Origin of the sequence: uncultured Clostridium sp. (assembly GCF_963515715.1) — a bacterium.
Classification (GTDB): domain Bacteria; phylum Bacillota; class Clostridia; order Clostridiales; family Clostridiaceae; genus Clostridium_AW.
The window spans coordinates 1-20,866 of the sequence record NZ_CAUPZS010000023.1 but is presented as its reverse complement, the minus strand read 5'-3'; the positions used below and the strand labels follow the sequence as shown (position 1 = coordinate 20,866).

At 30.9% G+C, this 20,866-nt stretch carries 20 protein-coding genes; 2 read left to right on the top strand and 18 right to left on the bottom strand.

All coding sequences use genetic code 11. The features are described 5' to 3' along the window. Positions 1–40: 40 nt before the first annotated feature. The 17 genes from RYO54_RS14745 to RYO54_RS14665 all read right to left on the bottom strand — a co-directional run bounded on the left by RYO54_RS14745 (position 41) and on the right by RYO54_RS14665 (position 17,733). On the bottom strand, positions 41–730 hold the full coding sequence (locus tag RYO54_RS14745; RefSeq protein WP_315120342.1) for a TIGR00266 family protein: 690 nt from the start codon (positions 728–730) through the stop codon (positions 41–43). Between the two features lie 87 nt (positions 731–817). Beyond that, positions 818–1,747 carry an alpha/beta hydrolase gene (locus RYO54_RS14740; protein ID WP_315120339.1) on the bottom strand — a complete coding sequence of 310 codons (930 nt, stop codon included), beginning with the start codon at positions 1,745–1,747 and terminating at the stop codon, positions 818–820. A 103-nt stretch (positions 1,748–1,850) separates the two neighbouring features. After that, a complete protein-coding gene (locus tag RYO54_RS14735; RefSeq protein WP_315120336.1) occupies positions 1,851–2,984 on the bottom strand; it encodes a glycerate kinase in 1,134 nt (377 codons plus the stop codon). Positions 2,985–3,005: 21 nt separating this feature from the next. Then, complete coding sequence (locus RYO54_RS14730; protein WP_315120334.1) at positions 3,006–4,259, bottom strand: GntP family permease; 1,254 nt, start codon at positions 4,257–4,259, stop codon at positions 3,006–3,008. A 91-nt stretch (positions 4,260–4,350) separates the two neighbouring features. Next, positions 4,351–5,433, bottom strand: a complete 1,083-nt coding sequence (locus RYO54_RS14725) for a sugar diacid recognition domain-containing protein (RefSeq protein WP_315120332.1) — start codon at positions 5,431–5,433, stop codon at positions 4,351–4,353. A 234-nt stretch (positions 5,434–5,667) separates the two neighbouring features. After that, positions 5,668–7,434, bottom strand: a complete 1,767-nt coding sequence (locus RYO54_RS14720) for a cache domain-containing protein (RefSeq protein WP_315120330.1) — start codon at positions 7,432–7,434, stop codon at positions 5,668–5,670. Between the two features lie 208 nt (positions 7,435–7,642). Then, on the bottom strand, positions 7,643–8,173 hold the full coding sequence (locus tag RYO54_RS14715) for a chromate transporter (protein WP_216440443.1): 531 nt from the start codon (positions 8,171–8,173) through the stop codon (positions 7,643–7,645). A gap of 1 nt (position 8,174) precedes the next feature. Next, positions 8,175–8,711: a chromate transporter gene (locus tag RYO54_RS14710; RefSeq protein ID WP_315120325.1), complete on the bottom strand. Its 537-nt coding sequence runs from the start codon at positions 8,709–8,711 to the stop codon at positions 8,175–8,177. Positions 8,712–9,041: 330 nt separating this feature from the next. Beyond that, on the bottom strand, positions 9,042–10,151 hold the full coding sequence (locus RYO54_RS14705; RefSeq protein WP_315120324.1) for a M20/M25/M40 family metallo-hydrolase: 1,110 nt from the start codon (positions 10,149–10,151) through the stop codon (positions 9,042–9,044). An 88-nt stretch (positions 10,152–10,239) separates the two neighbouring features. Beyond that, positions 10,240–11,289 carry an ABC transporter substrate-binding protein gene (locus RYO54_RS14700; protein WP_315120321.1) on the bottom strand — a complete coding sequence of 350 codons (1,050 nt, stop codon included), beginning with the start codon at positions 11,287–11,289 and terminating at the stop codon, positions 10,240–10,242. Next, positions 11,286–12,077 carry an ABC transporter permease gene (locus RYO54_RS14695; protein WP_315120319.1) on the bottom strand — a complete coding sequence of 264 codons (792 nt, stop codon included), beginning with the start codon at positions 12,075–12,077 and terminating at the stop codon, positions 11,286–11,288. The genes RYO54_RS14700 and RYO54_RS14695 overlap by 4 nt, the downstream gene beginning before the upstream one ends. After that, positions 12,071–12,895, bottom strand: a complete 825-nt coding sequence (locus RYO54_RS14690; protein ID WP_315120317.1) for an ABC transporter permease — start codon at positions 12,893–12,895, stop codon at positions 12,071–12,073. Before RYO54_RS14690 ends, RYO54_RS14695 begins: the two co-directional genes overlap by 7 nt. Further along, positions 12,896–13,939 carry a spermidine/putrescine ABC transporter ATP-binding protein gene (potA, locus tag RYO54_RS14685; RefSeq protein WP_315120315.1) on the bottom strand — a complete coding sequence of 348 codons (1,044 nt, stop codon included), beginning with the start codon at positions 13,937–13,939 and terminating at the stop codon, positions 12,896–12,898. A gap of 332 nt (positions 13,940–14,271) precedes the next feature. Next, complete coding sequence (locus RYO54_RS14680) at positions 14,272–15,585, bottom strand: hypothetical protein (RefSeq protein ID WP_315120313.1); 1,314 nt, start codon at positions 15,583–15,585, stop codon at positions 14,272–14,274. Beyond that, positions 15,582–16,454 (bottom strand): ABC transporter ATP-binding protein, encoded by an 873-nt coding sequence (locus tag RYO54_RS14675; RefSeq protein WP_315120311.1) that lies wholly within the window; start codon positions 16,452–16,454, stop codon positions 15,582–15,584. The genes RYO54_RS14680 and RYO54_RS14675 overlap by 4 nt, the downstream gene beginning before the upstream one ends. Then, on the bottom strand, positions 16,439–17,209 hold the full coding sequence (locus RYO54_RS14670; RefSeq protein ID WP_315120309.1) for a hypothetical protein: 771 nt from the start codon (positions 17,207–17,209) through the stop codon (positions 16,439–16,441). The genes RYO54_RS14675 and RYO54_RS14670 overlap by 16 nt, the downstream gene beginning before the upstream one ends. Further along, positions 17,206–17,733: an RNA polymerase sigma factor gene (locus tag RYO54_RS14665; protein WP_315120306.1), complete on the bottom strand. Its 528-nt coding sequence runs from the start codon at positions 17,731–17,733 to the stop codon at positions 17,206–17,208. Before RYO54_RS14665 ends, RYO54_RS14670 begins: the two co-directional genes overlap by 4 nt. 313 nt (positions 17,734–18,046) lie before the next feature. Here RYO54_RS14665 and RYO54_RS14660 point away from each other — a divergent pair, with 313 nt between their 5' ends. Further along, entirely contained in the window at positions 18,047–19,039 is a 993-nt protein-coding gene (locus RYO54_RS14660) for a zinc dependent phospholipase C family protein (RefSeq protein ID WP_315120303.1), read from the top strand. 300 nt (positions 19,040–19,339) lie between these two features. Beyond that, positions 19,340–19,897, top strand: coding sequence for a hypothetical protein (locus RYO54_RS14655; protein ID WP_315120300.1), 558 nt, complete (start codon positions 19,340–19,342; stop codon positions 19,895–19,897). 243 nt (positions 19,898–20,140) lie between these two features. Here RYO54_RS14655 and RYO54_RS14650 read toward each other — a convergent pair whose 3' ends face one another. Next, positions 20,141–20,380 carry a hypothetical protein gene (locus RYO54_RS14650; protein ID WP_315120297.1) on the bottom strand — a complete coding sequence of 80 codons (240 nt, stop codon included), beginning with the start codon at positions 20,378–20,380 and terminating at the stop codon, positions 20,141–20,143. Between the last annotated feature and the right edge of the window lie 486 nt (positions 20,381–20,866).

The window sequence follows — 20,866 nt, the reverse complement described above, 5'->3', positions numbered from 1 at the left end:
AATATATCATCATACTGGAAAGTTATTTTTTGAAGATGCCTTAACTCTTATTGTTACCAGTAGGCATGAAAGGCATTATGCTACTAGCTACATTTTGAATTGGCATAGTTTGAAGCCAAACTTCCCCTGGTCCAGTTAATTCAGTAAGAAATAATCCTTCTCCTCCGAAAAATACATTTTTAAACCCTTTCACTGTAGTTACTTCCATAGAAACAGATTGAGTTAATATAGCTACGTGTCCTGTATCAACCATTAACTTTTCTCCTGAATTTAAAGTATGTTTTATAGCGCTTCCATCAATCTCTAAAAACACTCTCCCTGGTCCAGTTAATTTCTGCATTATAAAACCTTCTCCTCCAAAGAAACCTACACTAGCTTTTTTTCTAAAAAATACTTCTAATTTGACGCTTCTTTCTGCACATAAAAATGATCTTTTCTGGCATATAATACTTTCTCCATGCATTAGATCAAAGCTTATTATGCTTCCTGGAAAGCATGAAGGGAATGCTATAGTCCCTACCCCATTCGTACATGTATAGGTTGTTAAAAAAAGTGATTCTCCAGAAAATTTTCTTGCTATACCCCCGAAAAAACCACCTTCCATATTCGTACTCATATCTATATTAGGCGTCATCCATCCCATACCACCAGATTCCGTAACCATACTCTCTCCTCTTTGAAGCTCACATATTACTACTGGAAGATTTCCACCTTTAATTTCATAGTTCATTTAGTTCCCCCTTAATTTTTTATTTAAAAACTTAAAATAATAAATACCTTTGATTTTAAAATACTAAGTTTACTTTGATGAGTAAAGCTATATATGGTTATTTAACCACATTATTATATCTCTACTAATTTCATCTCTATTAATTTCATTCAACAATTCATGTCTAGCATCTTTGTAAAGCTTAAGACTTATATCTTTTACTCCTGCTTTTCTATATAAATTATATAGTTTAATTACATCTCGTCCATTGCCACCAACTGGATCACTATCTCCAGATATCATAAGTATAGGCAAAGACTTAGGAGTATTATTGATGACTTTGTTCCCATTAGCCTCTTTTATCCCCTGAAATAAATCGCAGAAAAACTGATGAGTTGGCACTTTTCCACATAAAGGATCTTCAATATATTTATCTACTTCTTTTTCATCTCTAGTAAGCCAATCCGAAATAGTTCTATTCTCTTGAAAACTAGAGTTAAATTTTCCAAAGGAAAGCTTATCTATTAGTATACTTCTTTTATTCTTGCCATGAATTCTTCCTTGTGCCTTTGCCAATAATCTACCCATATCTAATTCAAGTGCATTTTTCATTCCAGTACCACAAATTACAACACCTTTTAGATTATGATTGTACTTTTGAATAAAAACTCTAGTAATAAAGCTTCCCATACTGTGGCCAAATACGAAGTGCGGTAATTCACTATGTTTTTCCTGTATTATAATAGATAGCCTATAAAAATCACTCAAAACTAGATTCCATCCATTTTCTTCACCAAAAAAACCTATTTCATCTTCATTTGCCGCTGTCCTTCCATGTCCCCTATGGTCATTTGCATATACTATATAACCTTCTTGTACTAATTCCTTTGCAAACCTTTCATATCTTTTCGCGTGCTCTGCCATGCCATGTGCTATCTGAACTACACCCTTTGCATTTTCAATATTATCAGGCAACCATTGATATACAAATATTCTTGCCCCATCTATAGCCTTAAAAGTAAAAGCTTTAGTTTTCATAATATCCCTCCTAAAAAAACACTGTACACTTATATATAATACAAGTGTACAGCTTTTATAATTCCCTAGCAATATTATTTACTTTATTTTTAAATTTTAGTAATTATTTATTAAGTTTCAGTATTCTAGCCACATTTTCAGCAGCCTTTTCTAAGTTAGATTTTCCATCCTCTAAAGCCTTCTCTATTGTAGATGCTTCTCTTAGGATTCCTATAACGGAACTTATACCATTTTCATATAATTCTTCTATTCCCTCTCCAACTCTGCCTGCAAAAGCTATTGAAGGAATTCCATATTTTTTTGCTAATTTGGATACTCCAATCGGAGTTTTACCATAATTAGTTTGGCTATCTATGCTACCTTCTCCTGTAATTACAAAGTCCGCTCCCTTTATTTTATCTTCCAAATCAGTATATTGAATTACTAAATCTACTCCAGGGTATAATTTACCTTTTAAGAATGCCATTAACGCTGTTCCAAGTCCTCCAGCCGCTCCTCCTCCTGGTATGCCATCTACTTTTATGCCTAGTTTTTCTTCTATTACCTTTGCATAGTGAATCATATTTTCTTCTAGTAGCTCTACAGTTTCTTTATCTGCTCCCTTTTGAGGACCAAATATTCTTGATGCTCCTCTTTCCCCTAATAGTGGGTTATTTACATCGCAAGCTACTTCTATAGATACATCCTCAATTCTTTTATCTAATGAGGACAAATCTATTTTTTGAATTTTATGGAGTTCTCCTCCTCCAAAACCTATTTCTTTTCCTTCACTGTCTAATAGCTTTGCTCCTAATGCTTGAATCATACCTGCTCCTCCATCATTAGTAGCGCTGCCACCTATGCAAACTAATATGTTTTTTACTCCCTTGTCTAATGCATCTTTTATCAATTCACCTGTTCCATAAGTAGTGGTCACTAAAGGATTTCTCTCATTCCTAGATACAAGTTGAAGACCGCTAGCCACTGCCATTTCTATGAATGCTCTTTCTCCATCTCCAGATACTCCATAGTATGCTTTAACTTTTTTACCTAAGGGTCCCACCGCATCTAAATATATTAATTTTCCTGAAGTGGCATCAACTAGGGATTGAAGAGTTCCCTCTCCTCCATCCCCCATAGGTACAACTATACATTCGCTATCTTCAAATATATTCTTTATTCCTTTTTTTATTGACTCTCCTGCTTCTTTCGCTGTCATACTTTCTTTAAAGGAATCTGGTGCTATAACAAATTTCATATATATCTCCCCTTTGTAAGGTTAAAATTTCAATACTCCAAATATTATTGTTGATACTATAGTCATAACAAGTCCTACTAATGTTTCATAAGGGATTAATTTTAATCTATCCTTCATATCCATACCTACACTCCCTCCAGTAGCATGGAAAAAGCTTCCGTGTGGTAAATGGTCTAGCACTGTAGCTCCTGAATGAATCATAGCAGCTGCACTTAAATCTTTTACTCCTAATTGTAAAATTGTAGGACCGAACACCTGGCTCCCTACTGCTGTTCCAGAGGTTGTAGAAGCTGTTGCGGCAGACATAAGTATTCCTGCTATAGGTGCAAGTACAAATGCTGGTAGCCCTGATGAACTTAAAGCATTTACTATAACATCCTTAAGGCTGGAATTTGCAATTATACCTGAAATAGTACCTGTACCAATTAATAATATTGCTACTCCACTCATTTTAGCTAGCCCAGATTGCATGTAATGATTTATGTTCTTAATTTTTCCCATGCATAAGGCTCCTACGATTCCGCCTACTGGCAAGGCTATTAATGGATCGATATTAATATTTGCCATAGGTCTTAGAGCTAAAATTAATATGGACACTACAGGCCCAATTATTGCTCCAAAGAAACTTGGCCTTTCTTCCTTATTTAAAAGAACCTCACCTTTTGTAACTTTAGGTCCTCTATCTATAAGTCTTTTAGCTATTATACAAGTAACTATAAGTCCAAATATACCTGGTATGATTCCTGCTGCCATAACAGAAGTTAATGGAACCTTAAAAGTATCTGAAGCTGCAATAGCATTCGGATTTGGAGACATTAAGTTTCCAGCTTTACCTCCTCCTATCATAGCCATTAAAATAGAAGTCTTTGATAAATTTGCTTTATATGCTATTTCCAAAGCTATGGCTGAAACAGTTATAACAGAAACATCAATAAATACTCCCACTGAAGTTAATACCATAGTAGCAATAGCTAAAGCAACTAGAGAATTAGATTCCCCTATTTTATCTACTATTGTTTCGGCTATTTTTGCTGCTGCACCAGACTCAATTAATACTCCCGCTAAAACTCCTGCAGCCAATATTCTCAATATTGCTGTAACAATTCCTTTTGTTCCATCTATCATAAAGCCAACTGTTTGAGCAACGGATGCTCCACCAACAATTCCACCCACAATGGCCCCTAACATTAAACCATAAGCTGGGTGAACCTTTTTAATAATTAATACAATTGCTAAAATTAATCCGATTATTGCTCCTAAAGCAGTTATCTGCATTTTAGATTCCTCCATTCTTTCAATCTTTAATATTATTGTAAACGTTTGGCTTTATAAATTCATCGGTATTAAACATAAAATTTATAGATAGTTATTGTTCATTTGCATAATAGCTCTTCTTCATAATATAGACCACATAAGCCAAATATAAATTAATTAAATCCGAATAATTCCTAATATCCTTGCCTGTAATATTTTCTATCTTTTCAATTCTATAGTTCAAAGTATTTCTATGTATATTTAAATATTTTGCAATTTTGTTCATTTCTCCATTAAACTCCAAATAAGCCATAAAAGTTTTTGTTAACTCTCCCTCGTATCCTTGGCAACAAAATTTTTCTCCAAGTTGGAGCATATTCTCAGAAGTATTGCATTTTAAAATCGCAAATATGTAGCTTACATTTTCATAATAAATTATATTGTTGTTTAAATTTAATTTTATCCCAATTTCAGCAGCATCTATGCTTTCATAAAAAGCTCTTCCCATATTTAATTTTTCTTCACTTATACCTATATAATAACCGCTTAAATCTATTTCCTCTTTAATAGTTTCCATAAACTTTTCAAGCCTATCTTCTCTTATAAGTAGAAGAAGTTTTTTCTCTTCTAAATCTATATGGTATTCATCTAAAGATAGATATTTTAAAAAGTTTTCTTTATCCTTTATTTTTTTCTTACTTTGAATTAATACTGCTCTTCTTTTTATTAAAATATCTATATGGAGTATTCTACCTTTTTCAATAAATTCTTTGGCATAATCACTATAACCATATATCCATTTAAATATATATTCCTCTTTTTCCTTATCCTTTATCCTCTGTAGATTAGATACATTTTCCTGCGATAATAAAAGTTCCGCTGTTATCTTAACTAACTCTCCAAATGGCTTTACAACGCTAGCTTCACCACTTATACCTATAACTCCCATGATTATTCCTTCATATTTTATAGGCATGTTCACACCTTTTTTTGCATATTTCGTATCCTCAGTAATTTCAATCATTCTATTTTCTTGTATAGCTTGCAATGCTCCTTGGTGTAAGGTTCCTACTCTATTTTTATCCCCGCTTCCAATTATAACTCCCTTGTTATTCATTATATTTATGTTATATGGTATTACTTTCATCATCTTATCCACAATTGTTTGAGCTAATTTCGAATTAATTTCTATCATTATGTTAACCCCTTTTCACTGTGTTTTTTAATTGATATTCTTGGTTATCAATATTACTCACATTATAATTATACACTCGTGAAACTTTATATTATATTATTTTTACCATTTAATAAAATTTTAGTTATTGACTTTTCAAGTATGCTTTTCAACTTTTATAGTAATACGCTAATTAGGGAGGTTTAGAAAATAAGGATGAATAACTCAATTTTGAGTTATTCATCCTTATTTTATCTACTCAGTTATAATTTTATCTATATATTTATTAATATCCTCAGATGTGGTGTTTAAACTTTGAGACATTGTAGATAACTTATTAACTAATTTATTTTGTTCTTCTACAGTAACTGCTACTTCTTCTGTTGAAGCTGAAAGCTCTTGAGATATGCTAGCTACCACTTGAGTCTTATGTAACAATTCATCCTTCTTTCCTATGGTATTATCTATTGTCGCATTAACATCACTTATAGACGGAAGTATATAGTTAATTTCCTCAAGAATATTCTCAAAGTTAACCATTGAATCTTTAATTGTTTCCACTTGATTTCCTAGTATTGATGTAGCAGAACTAGTTGTGGTTACAACATCATCAAAATCCTTTGTCATATTTCTTGTAATTTCATCTATATTCCTTGATGATTGAATACTTTCCTCTGCTAATTTTCTTATTTCCTCTGCAACAACAGCAAAGCCCCTTCCTTCTTCTCCAGCTCTTGCCGCTTCTATTGATGCGTTTAAAGCTAAAAGATTGGTTTCTTTAGCAATATTGTCTATGGCTTCTGTTATTAAATTAATTTTCTTCATGTTATCTTCAAAACTATTTACCTTTTCTATAACTTCGTCAAAAGATTTCTTAATATCTTCAATTGATTGCATTAATTTTTGTAAACTCTCTTCATTTATATCTGCAGAGGATTTTATTTGTGTACTGCTACTAGATATATGATGAATTTTTTTTCCTACAATATCTAAACTCTCTGATAGGTTTTCAACAAAGGTTGATATATCAGCTAGTTGGTTGGATTGCTCTGTGGATCCTTTAGCTATTTCTCCCATTACATCTTCTATCTCCCCACTAGAACTATTTAGTTCCTCTGAAGAGTTTGTTAGATCTAAAGATAATTCATTCAGTCCGTTAAATGAATCTTTTACTTTATTTATTAAATTTTCAATATCCTCTGCCATATGATTGAATACCTGGCTTACATATCCTATTTCATCATTCCTATTATACTGTGATCTAATATGTAAATTGCCATGGGATAGTTCTTTCATACATCTTATTATTTCTTCAAGAGGTAATATTTTTTTACCTATGATAAATACTAATAAAATAGTAACTAATGCACTAAATATTATGATTATAGCAATAGATATTTTAAATAATTTATATGCGCTCTTATAGAAATCTTCCTCATAACATCCTACATTTATATACCAATCCCAAGGCTCAAAATATCTAACTATATTAACCTTAGATTTCTGTTTCTTTTCACCAGGGTTTTGCCACATGAAATATATTACACCATTGTTTACAGGATTTTTACCTTCCTCTATTATTGACTTGGCCACATATTTTCCTTTAGCATCTTGGAATTCCATTACGCTTTCCCCTTCCTTAGCAGGATGCATAACTTCTAATCCACTACTATCTATTGCATACATATATGCTTTTATATCCTCAAAATCTATTGAAGGTTTAACCTCTCTTGTCTTTCCATCACTTGATTTCGGATTTAACATTATTGTTCTAAAGGTTTCTTGTGCTTCTTCCAATGTATATTTCCCTTGTTTAACCTGTTCATCAAGTATTTTCATTGTTTCTATACCAATATTAACTTTGTTTTCTAAGGCTTTTATTCCTAGGTTGGTCAATTCTTTTGTCTGATAAAAGTAGCTTAATAATCCAAAGGTAAGCATAGCTCCAGTAATTATTATAGCAACAAGAATAAACGATGAATATAAAGATTGTCTTAAGCCTTTTTTACTTTTGTTTTTCATAAATATCCCCCTTTTTTCAGTCCAATTACTAATTTAGCATAATTTTGAATAATATCCAAGTAGTATTATGTGAAATTATGTAAAGCTTAGATTAAAAAAATCGACATAGGTGATTACTTGTAAAATTAAGAATCTCCCATGCCGTTACTCTTTATTATTAAATTATTAACTCTATTCCATAACTAAGCAGTTCTAATACTCTAATCTATTAAAATACCCCATAAAATATTATCCCTAAAATTGCAGCTACAACAATTACAAGTATAGGATGAAGTTTTGATTTTAAACTAATAATTAAAATTATGGCTCCTATTATTATAGATTTAAAATCTATATATGATTGTTTTGCAAGAGATAAGAAAGCACTTATTATAAGTCCAATTAAAGCTGGTCTCATTCCCATTAATGCTGACTTCATAAGGGAAGAATTTTTAAATCTTAATACATAATGAGTTGCTATTGACACTAGAATAAATGGAAAAGCTACCACTCCAAGGGTTGCAAAAACACTTCCCCAAAATCCACTAATTGTATATCCTACAAAAGTAGCAGAATTAATAGATATAGGTCCAGGAGTCATCTGTGAAATACCTATTATGTCTAGAAACTGAGAAGAACTTAACCAATTATTTGATGTTACTATTTCTCTTTCAATTAAAGGTAACATAGCATATCCGCCGCCATAACCAAAAACACCTATTTTAAAAAAGCTCATAAATAATTTTAGAAGCATGTCCATTTTAAGCCACCTGCTTTCTTAAAAAAACTATTCCATAAATAGCGGAAAGAAAAATCATTCCAACAGGATGAAAGTTAAAAATTGTAATTGATATTACACATGTTATGGTTATAAAAATGTTGATTTTTTTCTTTTCCACAGATTTTGATAAGCTCTTTACCGCAATCAATACTAAAACAGGTACAGCTCCACTGATTCCTTTAAACACATTATCCACTATAGGATTTTCTCTAAATTGCATAAAAAAAACAGCTATTATTAATATTATTAAAAAAGAAGGTAATATTACTCCTAACAGAGCAAAAATCGCACCTAAAACTCCTCCTAATTTATACCCTATAAATAATGAAGAATTCACTGGTAATGCCCCTGGGAAACTTTGAGATATTACGAGTATATCTGTAAATTCTTCTTTAGAAATCCATTCTTTTGATTCAACCACCTCTTTTTCAATCAAAGGAATCATCGCATATCCTCCACCAAAAGTAAAAGCTCCAATTTTAAAAAAGCTTAGAAACATTATAATTAATTTTTTCATAGAAATTCCTCCATCATAATAACCTAACAAATTATTTCTCTTTTATAAAATGTCCCCTTTCCAAGTAAAATTTTATCACAGGTTTATTATAAATAAAAATTATGATTACTTATTAAACTATAAATTATAATTATAGTTGTTAGAAGCTCTTTTATATAAAAATTGTAGAATTTACTTTGAACTTTCGATTCCTAATTTCTAATTAATGTAAAAATTAAATTTCATGAAGGACTACAAAACATTGCAATTAAAAAAGGCATGAATAAGCTTTAATTAAGCTATTCATACCTTTCTTTATTTCATCACTGTTTTTTAATGAGGAATAATACTTTATTTTCTAAGCATTATTTCAAGTGTTAGTTTTGCTGTATTAACTAAGTTTTCTATAGTAATAAACTCGTCCACAGTATGAACCTTAGACATTCCTGTAGCTAAGGTTATTGCCTTGATTCCATTACCATTTAGTATATTTGCATCACTTCCACCGCCGCTGGAGCCTGTCCTAAAAGTTACACCTGCTCTCTCACAAGCTTCTCTTGTAATGGATAATATTTCATCACTTTCCTCTATGTTAAATGCATCATAGTTATGAACTACTTCAAGTTCAATGGATGCTCCAAATTTTTCTACAGCTTTATTTAAACATTCTACCATATGCTCTGTTTGAACTTTTAATTTATCATTGTCTAAGCTTCTAGCTTCCCCTACGATTTCTACTTCTGGACATACTATATTTGTAGCTTTTCCACCGCTTATAGTTCCTAGATTAGCAGTAGTCTCTTCATCTATTCTAAGCAATTTCATGTTGACAATAGCTTCTGCTGCCACTTGAATAGCACTAATTCCTTCTTCTGGTGCCACCCCTGCATGAGCAGCCTTTCCTTTTATCTTTGCTATAATTTTGTCCTGTGCTGGTGCTTTTGTTATTACCTTGCCTACATTATCACCGCTGTCTAGTACAAAGGCTTTTTTAGATTTTAAAGTATCATACTGTAAGTTCTTTGAACCCTTTAAGCCGCCTTCTTCACATATAGTAAAGGCCACTTCAATAGGTCCATGAGGAAGATTTTTTTCTTTTATTACTCTAATAGCTTCAATTATTCCAGCTATTCCTGATTTGTCATCTCCACCAAGTATTGTATCTCCACTGCTATATATAGTATCCTCTTTGATTATTGGTTTTACGTTTATTCCAGGTTTTACAGTATCCATATGAGCTGAAAACAATAATGGCTCTAAATTTAATTCTCCATCTAGATATCCGTATAGGTTATTTCCGTTAGAACCTATTTTCTCTCCAGCATTATCTGTCCACACTTTCATACCTAAGCTTTCCATATCTTGAATAAGCCTTTTCATCATATTTCCTTCATCTAAAGTTTCGCTGTCAATTTGAACGTATTCTAAAAAATTGTTTATTAATCTTTCTTTATTTATCATTTTTCGTCATCCTCCCTATATTAAATTATTATACTATAGAAAAATTGCGATGCAAATTTTTACATAAACTGCATCGCAATTTTTATCTTTAATGTTTTGATTTTACTTCAGTCCAAACTCTATCATATAATTCTAATGATGAGGATAAATCTTCAAATACCTCACTATTTTTAAGATCCTCTATATTTGGATAAGCACTTTTATCTGAAGTTAATTCTGTTGGAAGTTGGTTTATTACTTCATCCTGTGGTGATGAGTATCCTATAAATTCTACATTTTTAAGAGCTACATCTGTTTTACACATGTAATTTATGAACTTTTCCGCTAACTCCTTATTTTTACCTGATTTTGGTATAACCATGGAGTCAAACCAAATGTTTGTACCTTCTTTTGGAATTGCATATTCTAAATCAGGATTTTCTCTTTTCATGTACATAGCATCTCCTGACCAAACCACAGCTAATGCTGCTTCTCCGCCTATCATTTTATCTTTAACTTCATCTCCTACATAAGAAAGAACCAATGGCAACTGTGTTATCAAGGATTCTTTTACATTTTGTAATTCCTTTTGGTCCTTACTATTTAGTGAGTAACCTAGCATCTTTTGTGTAATTCCTATGGAATCACGAATACTATCAAGCATAAATATTTTTTTACTGTATTCTTCATTCCATAGTATTTTCCAACTGTCTACAGGTTCTTCAACCATAGTTTTATTATAGAGAATTCCTACTGTTCCCCACATATATGGTACTGAATACTCATTTTTAGGATCAAAAGCTAAATTCTTAAATCTTTCCTGAATCAAACCATAATTTGATATATTATTCATATCTATTTTATGAAGCATGTCTTCATCTATCATTTTCTTTATCATATAATCTGAAGGGATTAAAACATCGTAGTCGTCTGATCCAGCTTTTATCTTTGCATACATTTCCTCATTTGTAGCAAATTCTTCATATATAACTTTTACATTGTTCTCTTTTTCAAAGCTTTCTACGACTGACTTATCAATATAATCTCCCCAGTTGTAAACTTTTAAAACTTCCTTATCACTTTTTCCACAAGCTGCAAGACTTAATATCATAACCAGTGATAAGGATAATAATATTAAATTTTTTAAACCTCTTTTCATTTTATTTTCTCCTTTCTACCTCCATCTCTAGACATTCTATTGTTTACTATCAATAATAACAACATAACGCTGGCAAACATTATACTTAACAGTGCGTTAATTTTAGGATTAACACCTCTTCTTGCCATAGACCATATGGTTATAGATAAATTTGAAACTCCTGAACCAGTAGTAAAGAAACTTATTACAAAATCATCTATAGACATAGTAAAGGCTAATAAGAAGCCAGTGAATATCCCAGGAGCAATTTGAGGTACTATGACTTTTATAAAGGCATATATGGGAGTTGCCCCCAAGTCTAATGCCGCATCATACACTCTTCCATCTAATTGTTTCAATTTAGGTAATACAGAAAGTATTACATAAGGTATATTTATAGTTATATGTGCAAGTAACATGGTAAAGAATCCTAATCGCATATTGGTGAATATGAAAAGAAGCATTAAGGATATACCTGTAACAATATCAGGATTTAATACAGGCAAATATGTTATATTCATTACCATTGCTCTAGTAAATTTCTTCATACTTTGCATACCAAGTGCTGCAAAAGTTCCTATAATGGTTGCACAAACTGACGCAATAAGGGCTATCATAATTGTATTATAAAGGGAAGTCATAATCTGCTGATCCTTAAACAATTGTATATACCAATCAAAGGTAAAGCCCGTCCAGTTCGCTCTTGATTTAGAACTGTTAAAAGAAAAAACTATTAGCACTACTATGGGAGCATATAAAAATATAAATATCAAAGCTGTGTATATCTTTTTTAAAGCTGACTTCACCACAAACCTCCCCCTTCATTTTCTTTCTCATATTTCAAGTTAATACCCATACCTAATACCATAATAAGCATTAACACGATAGAAAGGGCAGATCCAAAGCCCCAATTCCTTGTAGTTAGGAATTGTTCTTGAATTAAGTTTCCAATTAGAGTAAATTGACCTCCACCAAGTAGCTTAGATATTACAAAGGTAGTTAATGCAGGCATAAACACCATTATAATTCCTGATAAAACTCCTGGAAGACTCAATGGAAATATTACTCTCTTAAAAACTGTAAGTGGTGGTGCACCTAAATCTTCTGCTGCTTCAAGTACAGCGCTATCCATCTTAACTAAAGAAGAATAAATAGGTAATACCATAAAAGGTAAAAAATTATACACCATACCTAATATAACAGCCTTTTCTGTATATAGAAGGTTAGGAGCATTTAACCCTAAAAATTTAAAAATAGAGGCTATTATACCATTTTTCTCCAATAAAGTCATCCAAGCATATGTTCTCGCTAGGAAGTTCATCCACATTGGTATAATAAAAAAGACAACTAGAGTACTTTTTTTAGTTAAATTTTTACCTGCTAATATCATAGCCATAGGATATCCTAATATTAAGCAGATAACAGTACTCACGACCGCAAGTTTTAAAGACCTCCAAAAAACCATTAAATATATAGGTTCGAATACTCTTTTTATATTATCAAGCGTAAAGTGAATTCCGTTACTATCTATTACTACTACACTGTAGTACAAAACTAAAGCAAGGGGTATAATAGTGAAGATTATCATCCACAATACATAAGGGTATGCCATCCATTTTTTTTTCATCTATCTAGTCACCTTTTTCATTATGTGAATATCTGAAGGAATTATCTTCATGCCCACTTTAGTGTTTATTGGTTCCATTGTAGTGCTATGAACCAACCACTTAATTCCTTCAGCCATAACGACCATTTCATAATGCACACCCTTAAATATAACAGATTGTACTTCCCCTTCAATCATCCCTTCACTTACATCTACTAATTTTATATCTTCAGGTCTTATAACCACATCTATCTTTTCATTTGGTTCAAAACCTTTATCTACACAAACAAATCCATGACCTGCAAATTCTACAAAACAATCTCTAATCATTACTCCATCTACTATATTACTTTCACCTATAAAATCCGCCACAAAGGCATTTTTAGGTTCATTATATATATCTACTGGAGTTCCTATTTGCTGAATCTTTCCTTCATTCATTACTACGATTGTATCTGACATGGTAAGGGCTTCTTCTTGGTCATGGGTTACAAATACAAATGTTATTCCAAGCCTTTGCTGGATATTTTTCAATTCTAATTGCATATCCTTTCTAAGCTTTAAGTCGAGGGCACCTAAAGGCTCATCAAGAAGCAAGACCTGTGGTTCATTTACCAGTGCTCTTGCAATAGCAATACGTTGTTGTTGACCCCCACTTAAGGAATCTATGGATCTTCTCTCAAATCCAGTTAGGTTAACCAACCCCAACATTTTCTTAACTTTTTTATCTATCTCCGCTTTGCTGAGTTTTTTAATTTTAAGACCGAATGCAATATTTTCATATACATTCATATGAGTAAAAAGCGCATATTTTTGAAATACGGTATTTACTTTTCTTTTATATGGAGGAAGGTTTGTAATATTTTCTCCCTCAAAAAGAACTTCACCACTAGTAGGATTTTCAAATCCACCAATAATTCTAAGTGTTGTGGTCTTACCACATCCACTAGGACCCAAGAGGGTTAAAAATTCATTTCGACAAATATAAAGATCTATATTGTCTAAAACTGTTTGTCCATCATAATCTTTCGATATTTGTGATAATCTGATAATTTTCTCATGCATTTATCTGCCCCCAATACCATATTTTATTATACAAATATGTTTAGAATAAACATATTTCGACTTGGAAATATTCATGTATAACAATGTAGTTTTATCATATTACCAATCCAATGTCAATATATTAATTTTAAATTGAATTTTCGAAAAAAACACCATTATTCTCCTTAAGTTTCTAAGCATAAATAAACAGGAAAAAGCATGATTCTCCCCTCATGTAAAAGAGATATCACGCTCTTATTTAATTTCATATTTATACATATTATTATTGTTCTAAAAGAATTCTTCATTTCGTTTTTTCACCTATGGAAAGTGTATTACTATACACCTAACTTTTACACTTTATGCCTTCGAAACGCCCTGCATGAAAGTGATATAAATAGCATGGATGATAATATAGCAATTATCACCATTGTTACAGGCTGTGTCAAAACTTTGCCAAAGAAACTGTATAATAAACCATCAGAAACTATAGTTGGTACATTCATGATGTTTAGTGGAAACAAGTATAATATCTTTTGCAGAGGATAGAGCTCTATAGTAAAAAGTTTTTCAGGTAAATTAATTGCAGGTAGAAAAAAAAGTACAACAGTAAGAATAATAGCTAAAAATGGACTTTTCATTTTTGATGATATATATAAAGTAATTGCCCCTTGGAACAACAGACCAACTATGCCTAAACCCAACACCACCAAGAACATTTGAATAAAGTTAATATTATATGGTGATGTATTATTTGGAGCCGAAAGCTGAATTGGACATTCTCCTCCTACAAAGCCATAAGTTACTCCATATAAAGCAAAATTTAAAAGGGCAAAAGCCACAAAAATTCCAATGGCAAACAAAAATGAACTTATTATCTTTGCTGTAGTTAATTTGCTCTTCCCATACCTTGTCGTCAAAATAATAGCATCGGTTTCGTAACTGTATTCCTCAGAAAAGACAGGTGCTAAGCATATGATAAGGACTATACCCAGCCCCCAAACAAGGAAACCTGAAAAATCATTATTAAGCTCACGCCATCCATCATAATAATTATAGTAAAAAGGTGTTTGGATTTTAGAATACATGGATTGCAATTTTTCAAACTGTGCCATTGATAGATTTGATGGTATTTGGGCATATTCAATATTCCGATATGTCTTTCTGTCATAAATACCTATTATATCATCCTCTGTAAATTCATTAACAACACCTGGAATATAACCAGGTTTTATAAAGTTTAAAATGGGTTCATATGGATGAATTTCTTTCCAATAAACATCTGTTTTAATGCTGCTAACAGGCTTTATCTTTGCAATCTCTTCCTCTGAATGTCCTTGTTGACGCATTCTCTCCTTCTTACGTAAAGTGGCAATATCATCTTCCTGAACGTTTTCAGTGTTGCTTTGTATTTGATTTACATGAGATACAATTTCCATTAATCTTTCTTCAGTAAGATATCCTGAAAAAGCCTGTGCTTGTTCCCGCCTCTGCACAATGGCTTGTAATCCATTTTTTTCTTCTGCATCTGGCGAAACATCCATTTGTTGTAATACACCATTTACAAAAAAGTTAAATAAATTAATAATTAACGCTCCCAAAAGTACTATAATTGTTAAGCGCTTTTGAAATATTTTTTTAAGTTCAAACTTAATAAGACTTTTCATTGTGCACTTTCCCCCTTAAAGCAATAGAGATATAAGTCCTCAATGTTAGGCTCTACGGTTATTGAATTTTCACAGGGCTTACTTTCAGATACAATCCTTAGACTGATATTATCGCCTATATGCTTTAAATTACTGACACAATATATGGCATTAAGACGATCAGCTTCCTCCTTTGAAACCTGACACTCCCATACGTATCCTTTGATAGCAGAAGTAATGGTATGTACACTACCTTTATGAATTAATGTTCCTCGCCTCATCATTAATATTGTATCAGCTATATATTCTATATCAGATACAATATGAGTGGAGAGGATAACAATTTTATCCTTAGAAAAGGAGCTGATTAGATTACGAAACCGTACTCGCTCCTTTGGATCAAGCCCTGCTGTTGGCTCATCCAGTATAACCAGCTGTGGGTCATTAAGCATAGCCTGGGCAATACCAAGCCTTTGACGCATCCCTCCAGAAAAAGTTTTTATCTTACCCTTTTTTTCTTCTTTTAATCCCACCATGTCTAAAAGCTCAAAGGTTTTTCGTTTTGCTACACCATGTGGAAGTCCTTTGAGAGAAGAAATATACATAAGAAAATCATAAGCCGTAAATTCGGGATAATATCCAAAATTTTGAGGTAGGTAGCCTAACAAACTTCGGTAGTCCTCATTCATCTCTTTAATATCCTTATTATTTAGCCTTATCTCACCAGAAGTTGGATCCAGAATATCGCAAATTAATCGCATTAAGGTTGTTTTCCCTGATCCATTGGCCCCAAGCAATCCATAGACTCCTGGGCTAAAGGTAGTTGTAAGTCTATCAACAACAATTTTACTGCCATATTGTTTTGTGAGCCTATCTATTGTAAGTTCCACAATAATTCCTCCTTGTTTTTCATATTATTTAATGTTTCAGCTATCTTCCAAATAAGTAACGATGATGTAATAACAAATAGTACACCCCATATCCATATTGAGGTTGATTGATAAAGTTTAGGATGTTTTGACAACTGTGAAAAACCTACTGTCAGAAATAACCCAATCGCCATAACAGTATAGTTTGCAGTCTTACCTTTTACCCAGTTAAATATAAAAAGATAAATAATACTTGAAATATTAAAGGGTACTATCACATACAAAATAAGACTCAGTATATTACCATCATAATAAAATGCTGAAATAGAAAACAAAATGCTCATACTGAGTAAATCTGTTGCGCCAATAATAACCATTCTGATAGCCATTATTTTTTGTAGATTATACCTGCAATACTGCTCTATTTCCCACATATTACAGGTAAAGCTTTTTGCAATTTCCGGTATTCCTATTAAAGCAACAATTGGGGCCGATATAGAAAGAATAGAGAAAACAGAAATTGTTTCTTTCACATCATTTCCAAAATACCATAAGAGAATTGAAGCAAGGCAAAGTACTGTGAGCTGTGCAATCCAAACAACAGGAGAAATATACTGTATCTGTTCTCTTAAAACTTCGATGAAAGAGGCTTTGGAAAAAGATTGTTTTTTACTTAGCTCTTGTTTTGCAAGGAAAATTGTACTTCTCATCCGTTCATTTGAAACATCCGGTGGTTGATAACTCTTTAATAATTTCTCTATCTTTTTATTTTTCAAAATAAATCCTCCTCTCTGAGTTGCTTTTTTAATTTATCTAACCCTTGTTTTAATCTTGATTTTGCTGTGGGAAGGCTTATCCCAACTATTTTAGCAATTTCTCTTACTTTCATGTCATGGTAATAACGCAAAATTATAACGTCCTTTTGTATATCCGGCAAGGTGTTGAGTGCTTGACGCACTACATCTGCAGTTTCTAAGTCTGATATTTTATCATTGGTGTAAGCAACATAATTTATGGCATCTATATCTTCCATATAAACCTTGTTTTTTCGATAGTAATCATTGCAGATATTTACTGCAATTTTAAACAAATAGCTTTTGAAATTATTTTTATCAACATATGTATTGATATACTGAACAAGACGTAAGAATACTTCTTGTGTTAGATCATAAGCAATGTTGGAATTGCTAATTTTGCGATAACAAAACGCGTAAATATTACTATAGTATTTCTCAATAAGTAATTCAATCAGCTCTGTTTCGCCATGTTGTATTTTTTTTATAAGTATTTTATCCTCCAACATTGCACCTCCTAGCATAAAAAATTGTGTTTTTTAGAACGTTCTACACTTAGTATAACGGTAAAATTTTCAAAAAGGATTTAAATTAAATAAAGCAAAAATAATCTTTGATATTACATCTTTTTCTTATCTTTTAAATTATTTAATCTTTTTCTTAATATTCTCTCTTTATTTTTGAGAATAAAAAAACGGTTACATCTTTTTTCAAAAATGTAACCGTGTTTAATATTTCTATGAATGTAATATATTATATACTATATATTACATATTGTATTTCAAAATATTATAATTGTTTTAGAGAGGAAGTGATCTTATGCCTGGACTTTTATCACATTATCTTTGCGGAGATGAGATGATTAAAATTTTAGATAATCCTAAATTAAAGGATATAATTCTAGAACACAGACAGGTATTTAATATAGGAACTCAAGGGTCAGATATATTTTTTTACTATATACCTAGTCTACGGACTAGACATAATGGATTAAGAAAAATCGGCAACACTATTCATGAAAGTAATGTTACACCCTTTTTTCAAAATGCTATAGATTATCTTATGGATGTAAAGGTTATGAATATGAAGGGGAAGGGAGATTTAAAAGAATTAATTACAGCCTATATATGTGGATATGCATGCCACTATTCCCTTGATTCTAATACCCACCCTTATATCTTTTATAGAACAGGGTTTATACGTCCAAATGAGCCTTATAACCCAAAATATACATGTTATCACAGGGATTTTGAAACCACCCTTGATTTTATCATGTTAGATAGGCTGTGGCATAAAAAGCCATCTCAAATAAATCCTTATTCTCTTATATGGATAAAAGATCATGAAGCTTATGATATAGGAAAAATGTATCAACATATACTAAAAAATATTTTCAGTATAGAAATTGCTGAAAAACAAATAGTAAAGTCTGCTAAAGACATGATACGAGTTCAGAGGGCACTAAAGGACTCTTTGGGAATAAAAAAAAGGTTATTTAAAAAAATCCCTTCTATCAGTAATATGATTTATCCACTTAAGATAGATAACAATCTTGATTATTTAAATCTTAAAGGTGACATCTGGTGTAACCCCTGCGATAACTCTTTAGTATATAAATCATCTTTTATAGATATGTTCGATAAGGCTGTTAAAGATTCTCTAAACATATGTACTAAGTTATTCAATGACATTTACCATAAAGAAAACTTACTCCAAAGAGAAGATTATATAGGAAACCGATCCTTTTCAACAGGATTAGATTCTACCCTACCTCTTGAGCTTAAATATTTTAAATGTATTTATGAAGAATGATTTAAATTCAGTTTTTTCAACTTATTTTACAAATTATAATTTCTCCAAAAATAATTTAGTTTCTCAAACGGAGAGCTAAGCATATAGTGAAGCCGCTCCAATAAAAAGTCGCTATTTTACTATATACTTAGCTCTTTTATGTTTTATAAATATATCATTCTTCTATTGTACTGGTTCAAATGACTATAATTATTTGAAAATCACAAAAAAGCACAGCATTATTAAAATATGCACTAAATAATAACATTACATATAATATAATAAAATTAAATATATGGAAATAAGGCGGGGGAAATATAAATGAAGAGAAATAAATATATTATAATATTAATGCTTATTGCATTACCAATACTATTTTTCTTTAAAAAAGGTACAATAAATAGGAATAAATACCAAGATTACAATTTAGCATTAGAAGCAGCTCTTAACGATAAGTTTAATCATTCAAAAGAAGAGAAATATAAAAATATTAAACTTTTAGAAAAAAACATTGAAAATAAATCTATTTTATTTTTTAAAACAACGAGGAATTTAAATGAAACCAATAAGTTAATTGATTCAATATTTATTATTGAAATAGAGAAAAAAAATAATACGTATACATATGAAGTAACACCAGATATTAGCTTAGATTACTTTGGAGAAACAAATAATATACCTTATTCATTAATTGAAGGTGTAATAGAGGTAGATGAAAATAGAAAGCTATATTATGGAATAGGTAAAATTATAGACAAATCTTATAAATTAATTATTGAAAATAAAAATTATAGAGATGTTAATATAGTTGAGGACAATATATTTATAATAATAGACGAAAAAGAATATCAAAATATTCAATTTGAAAAAACAAATTAATTTATATCTAAAAATAGAGCCCATATCATAAATAATATAAGCATTTAAATGAATCTAGTAAAATCTTTATATTTAATTTGTTTGCCAATGGTTCTAATTTTTCATCTAATAAAGTACTTAAAAAAGTATTTTAACATGTAAAATTTCTTTGTCCATACTCCCCACTACTAAAAATCTATTATATAATATTATATTATTTTATCTTTTCTTAAAATTACGAAACTGCAACGCTCTAAGCACTTTTTAAAGTGAAAAACTTGCAAGATATAAAGAAATAACAATAAGTCTTCTTTTTTGTTCATCTGCTTCTATAGTTAACCAATTATAAAATTTATCAGATACAAAAAAAAGAGTACCTAATATAAAATTACCTATACTTAATACTTTTAATGATACATCCATACCAAATAATACAAAGCATATAGCAAGTATAATGGAATCTATTATTATGATACTAAGTCTTCTTTTATTTACAACATGCATAATACCACCTCTTTTATTTATTTACATGCTATTTACTATTATATTATATTTTATATATTTTCCCAATTTTGTGTAGATTTTAGAAATCGATACTAAAACAAAATACATTGAAATACTGAAAATAATTAGGGCATTTATAAGAATCTATGTAAATTTTAAATTAGTTATACAAAATAGGATTAGTTTCTCAAATAGAGAGCTAAGCATATAGTGAAGCCGCTTCAGAAAAAGTCACTTTTCCACTACATACTTAGCTCTTTTGGGTTTTCCAAATTTATATTATGTCAGCTTAGTCTCTCAAATATTGGCTTTTACAATTCCATTGTGCAAAACTTAAAAATGCTATGTAATGTGCCCTATGCATTTGAGCAAAATTTAGAAATTCTTAATTTATTTTAGAAAGATACCGTTAAAATGCTGCACATGTTTGACTGATATGCTCCCTTTAAGGTAGACAGATTAAAAAATAAAAATCTGTCACTAGAA

Coding starts and splice junctions, on each gene's coding strand:
- RYO54_RS14745 (WP_315120342.1), bottom strand. CDS start 730: ATGAACTATGAAATTAAAGGTGGAAATCTTCCAGTAGTAATATGTGAG.
- RYO54_RS14740 (WP_315120339.1), bottom strand. CDS start 1,747: ATGAAAACTAAAGCTTTTACTTTTAAGGCTATAGATGGGGCAAGAATA.
- RYO54_RS14735 (WP_315120336.1), bottom strand. CDS start 2,984: ATGAAATTTGTTATAGCACCAGATTCCTTTAAAGAAAGTATGACAGCG.
- RYO54_RS14730 (WP_315120334.1), bottom strand. CDS start 4,259: ATGCAGATAACTGCTTTAGGAGCAATAATCGGATTAATTTTAGCAATT.
- RYO54_RS14725 (WP_315120332.1), bottom strand. CDS start 5,433: ATGATAGAAATTAATTCGAAATTAGCTCAAACAATTGTGGATAAGATG.
- RYO54_RS14720 (WP_315120330.1), bottom strand. CDS start 7,434: ATGAAAAACAAAAGTAAAAAAGGCTTAAGACAATCTTTATATTCATCG.
- RYO54_RS14715 (WP_216440443.1), bottom strand. CDS start 8,173: ATGGACATGCTTCTAAAATTATTTATGAGCTTTTTTAAAATAGGTGTT.
- RYO54_RS14710 (WP_315120325.1), bottom strand. CDS start 8,711: ATGAAAAAATTAATTATAATGTTTCTAAGCTTTTTTAAAATTGGAGCT.
- RYO54_RS14705 (WP_315120324.1), bottom strand. CDS start 10,151: ATGATAAATAAAGAAAGATTAATAAACAATTTTTTAGAATACGTTCAA.
- RYO54_RS14700 (WP_315120321.1), bottom strand. CDS start 11,289: ATGAAAAGAGGTTTAAAAAATTTAATATTATTATCCTTATCACTGGTT.
- RYO54_RS14690 (WP_315120317.1), bottom strand. CDS start 12,895: ATGAAAAAAAAATGGATGGCATACCCTTATGTATTGTGGATGATAATC.
- potA (WP_315120315.1), bottom strand. CDS start 13,939: ATGCATGAGAAAATTATCAGATTATCACAAATATCGAAAGATTATGAT.
- RYO54_RS14680 (WP_315120313.1), bottom strand. CDS start 15,585: ATGAAAAGTCTTATTAAGTTTGAACTTAAAAAAATATTTCAAAAGCGC.
- RYO54_RS14660 (WP_315120303.1), top strand. CDS start 18,047: ATGCCTGGACTTTTATCACATTATCTTTGCGGAGATGAGATGATTAAA.
- RYO54_RS14655 (WP_315120300.1), top strand. CDS start 19,340: ATGAAGAGAAATAAATATATTATAATATTAATGCTTATTGCATTACCA.
- RYO54_RS14650 (WP_315120297.1), bottom strand. CDS start 20,380: ATGCATGTTGTAAATAAAAGAAGACTTAGTATCATAATAATAGATTCC.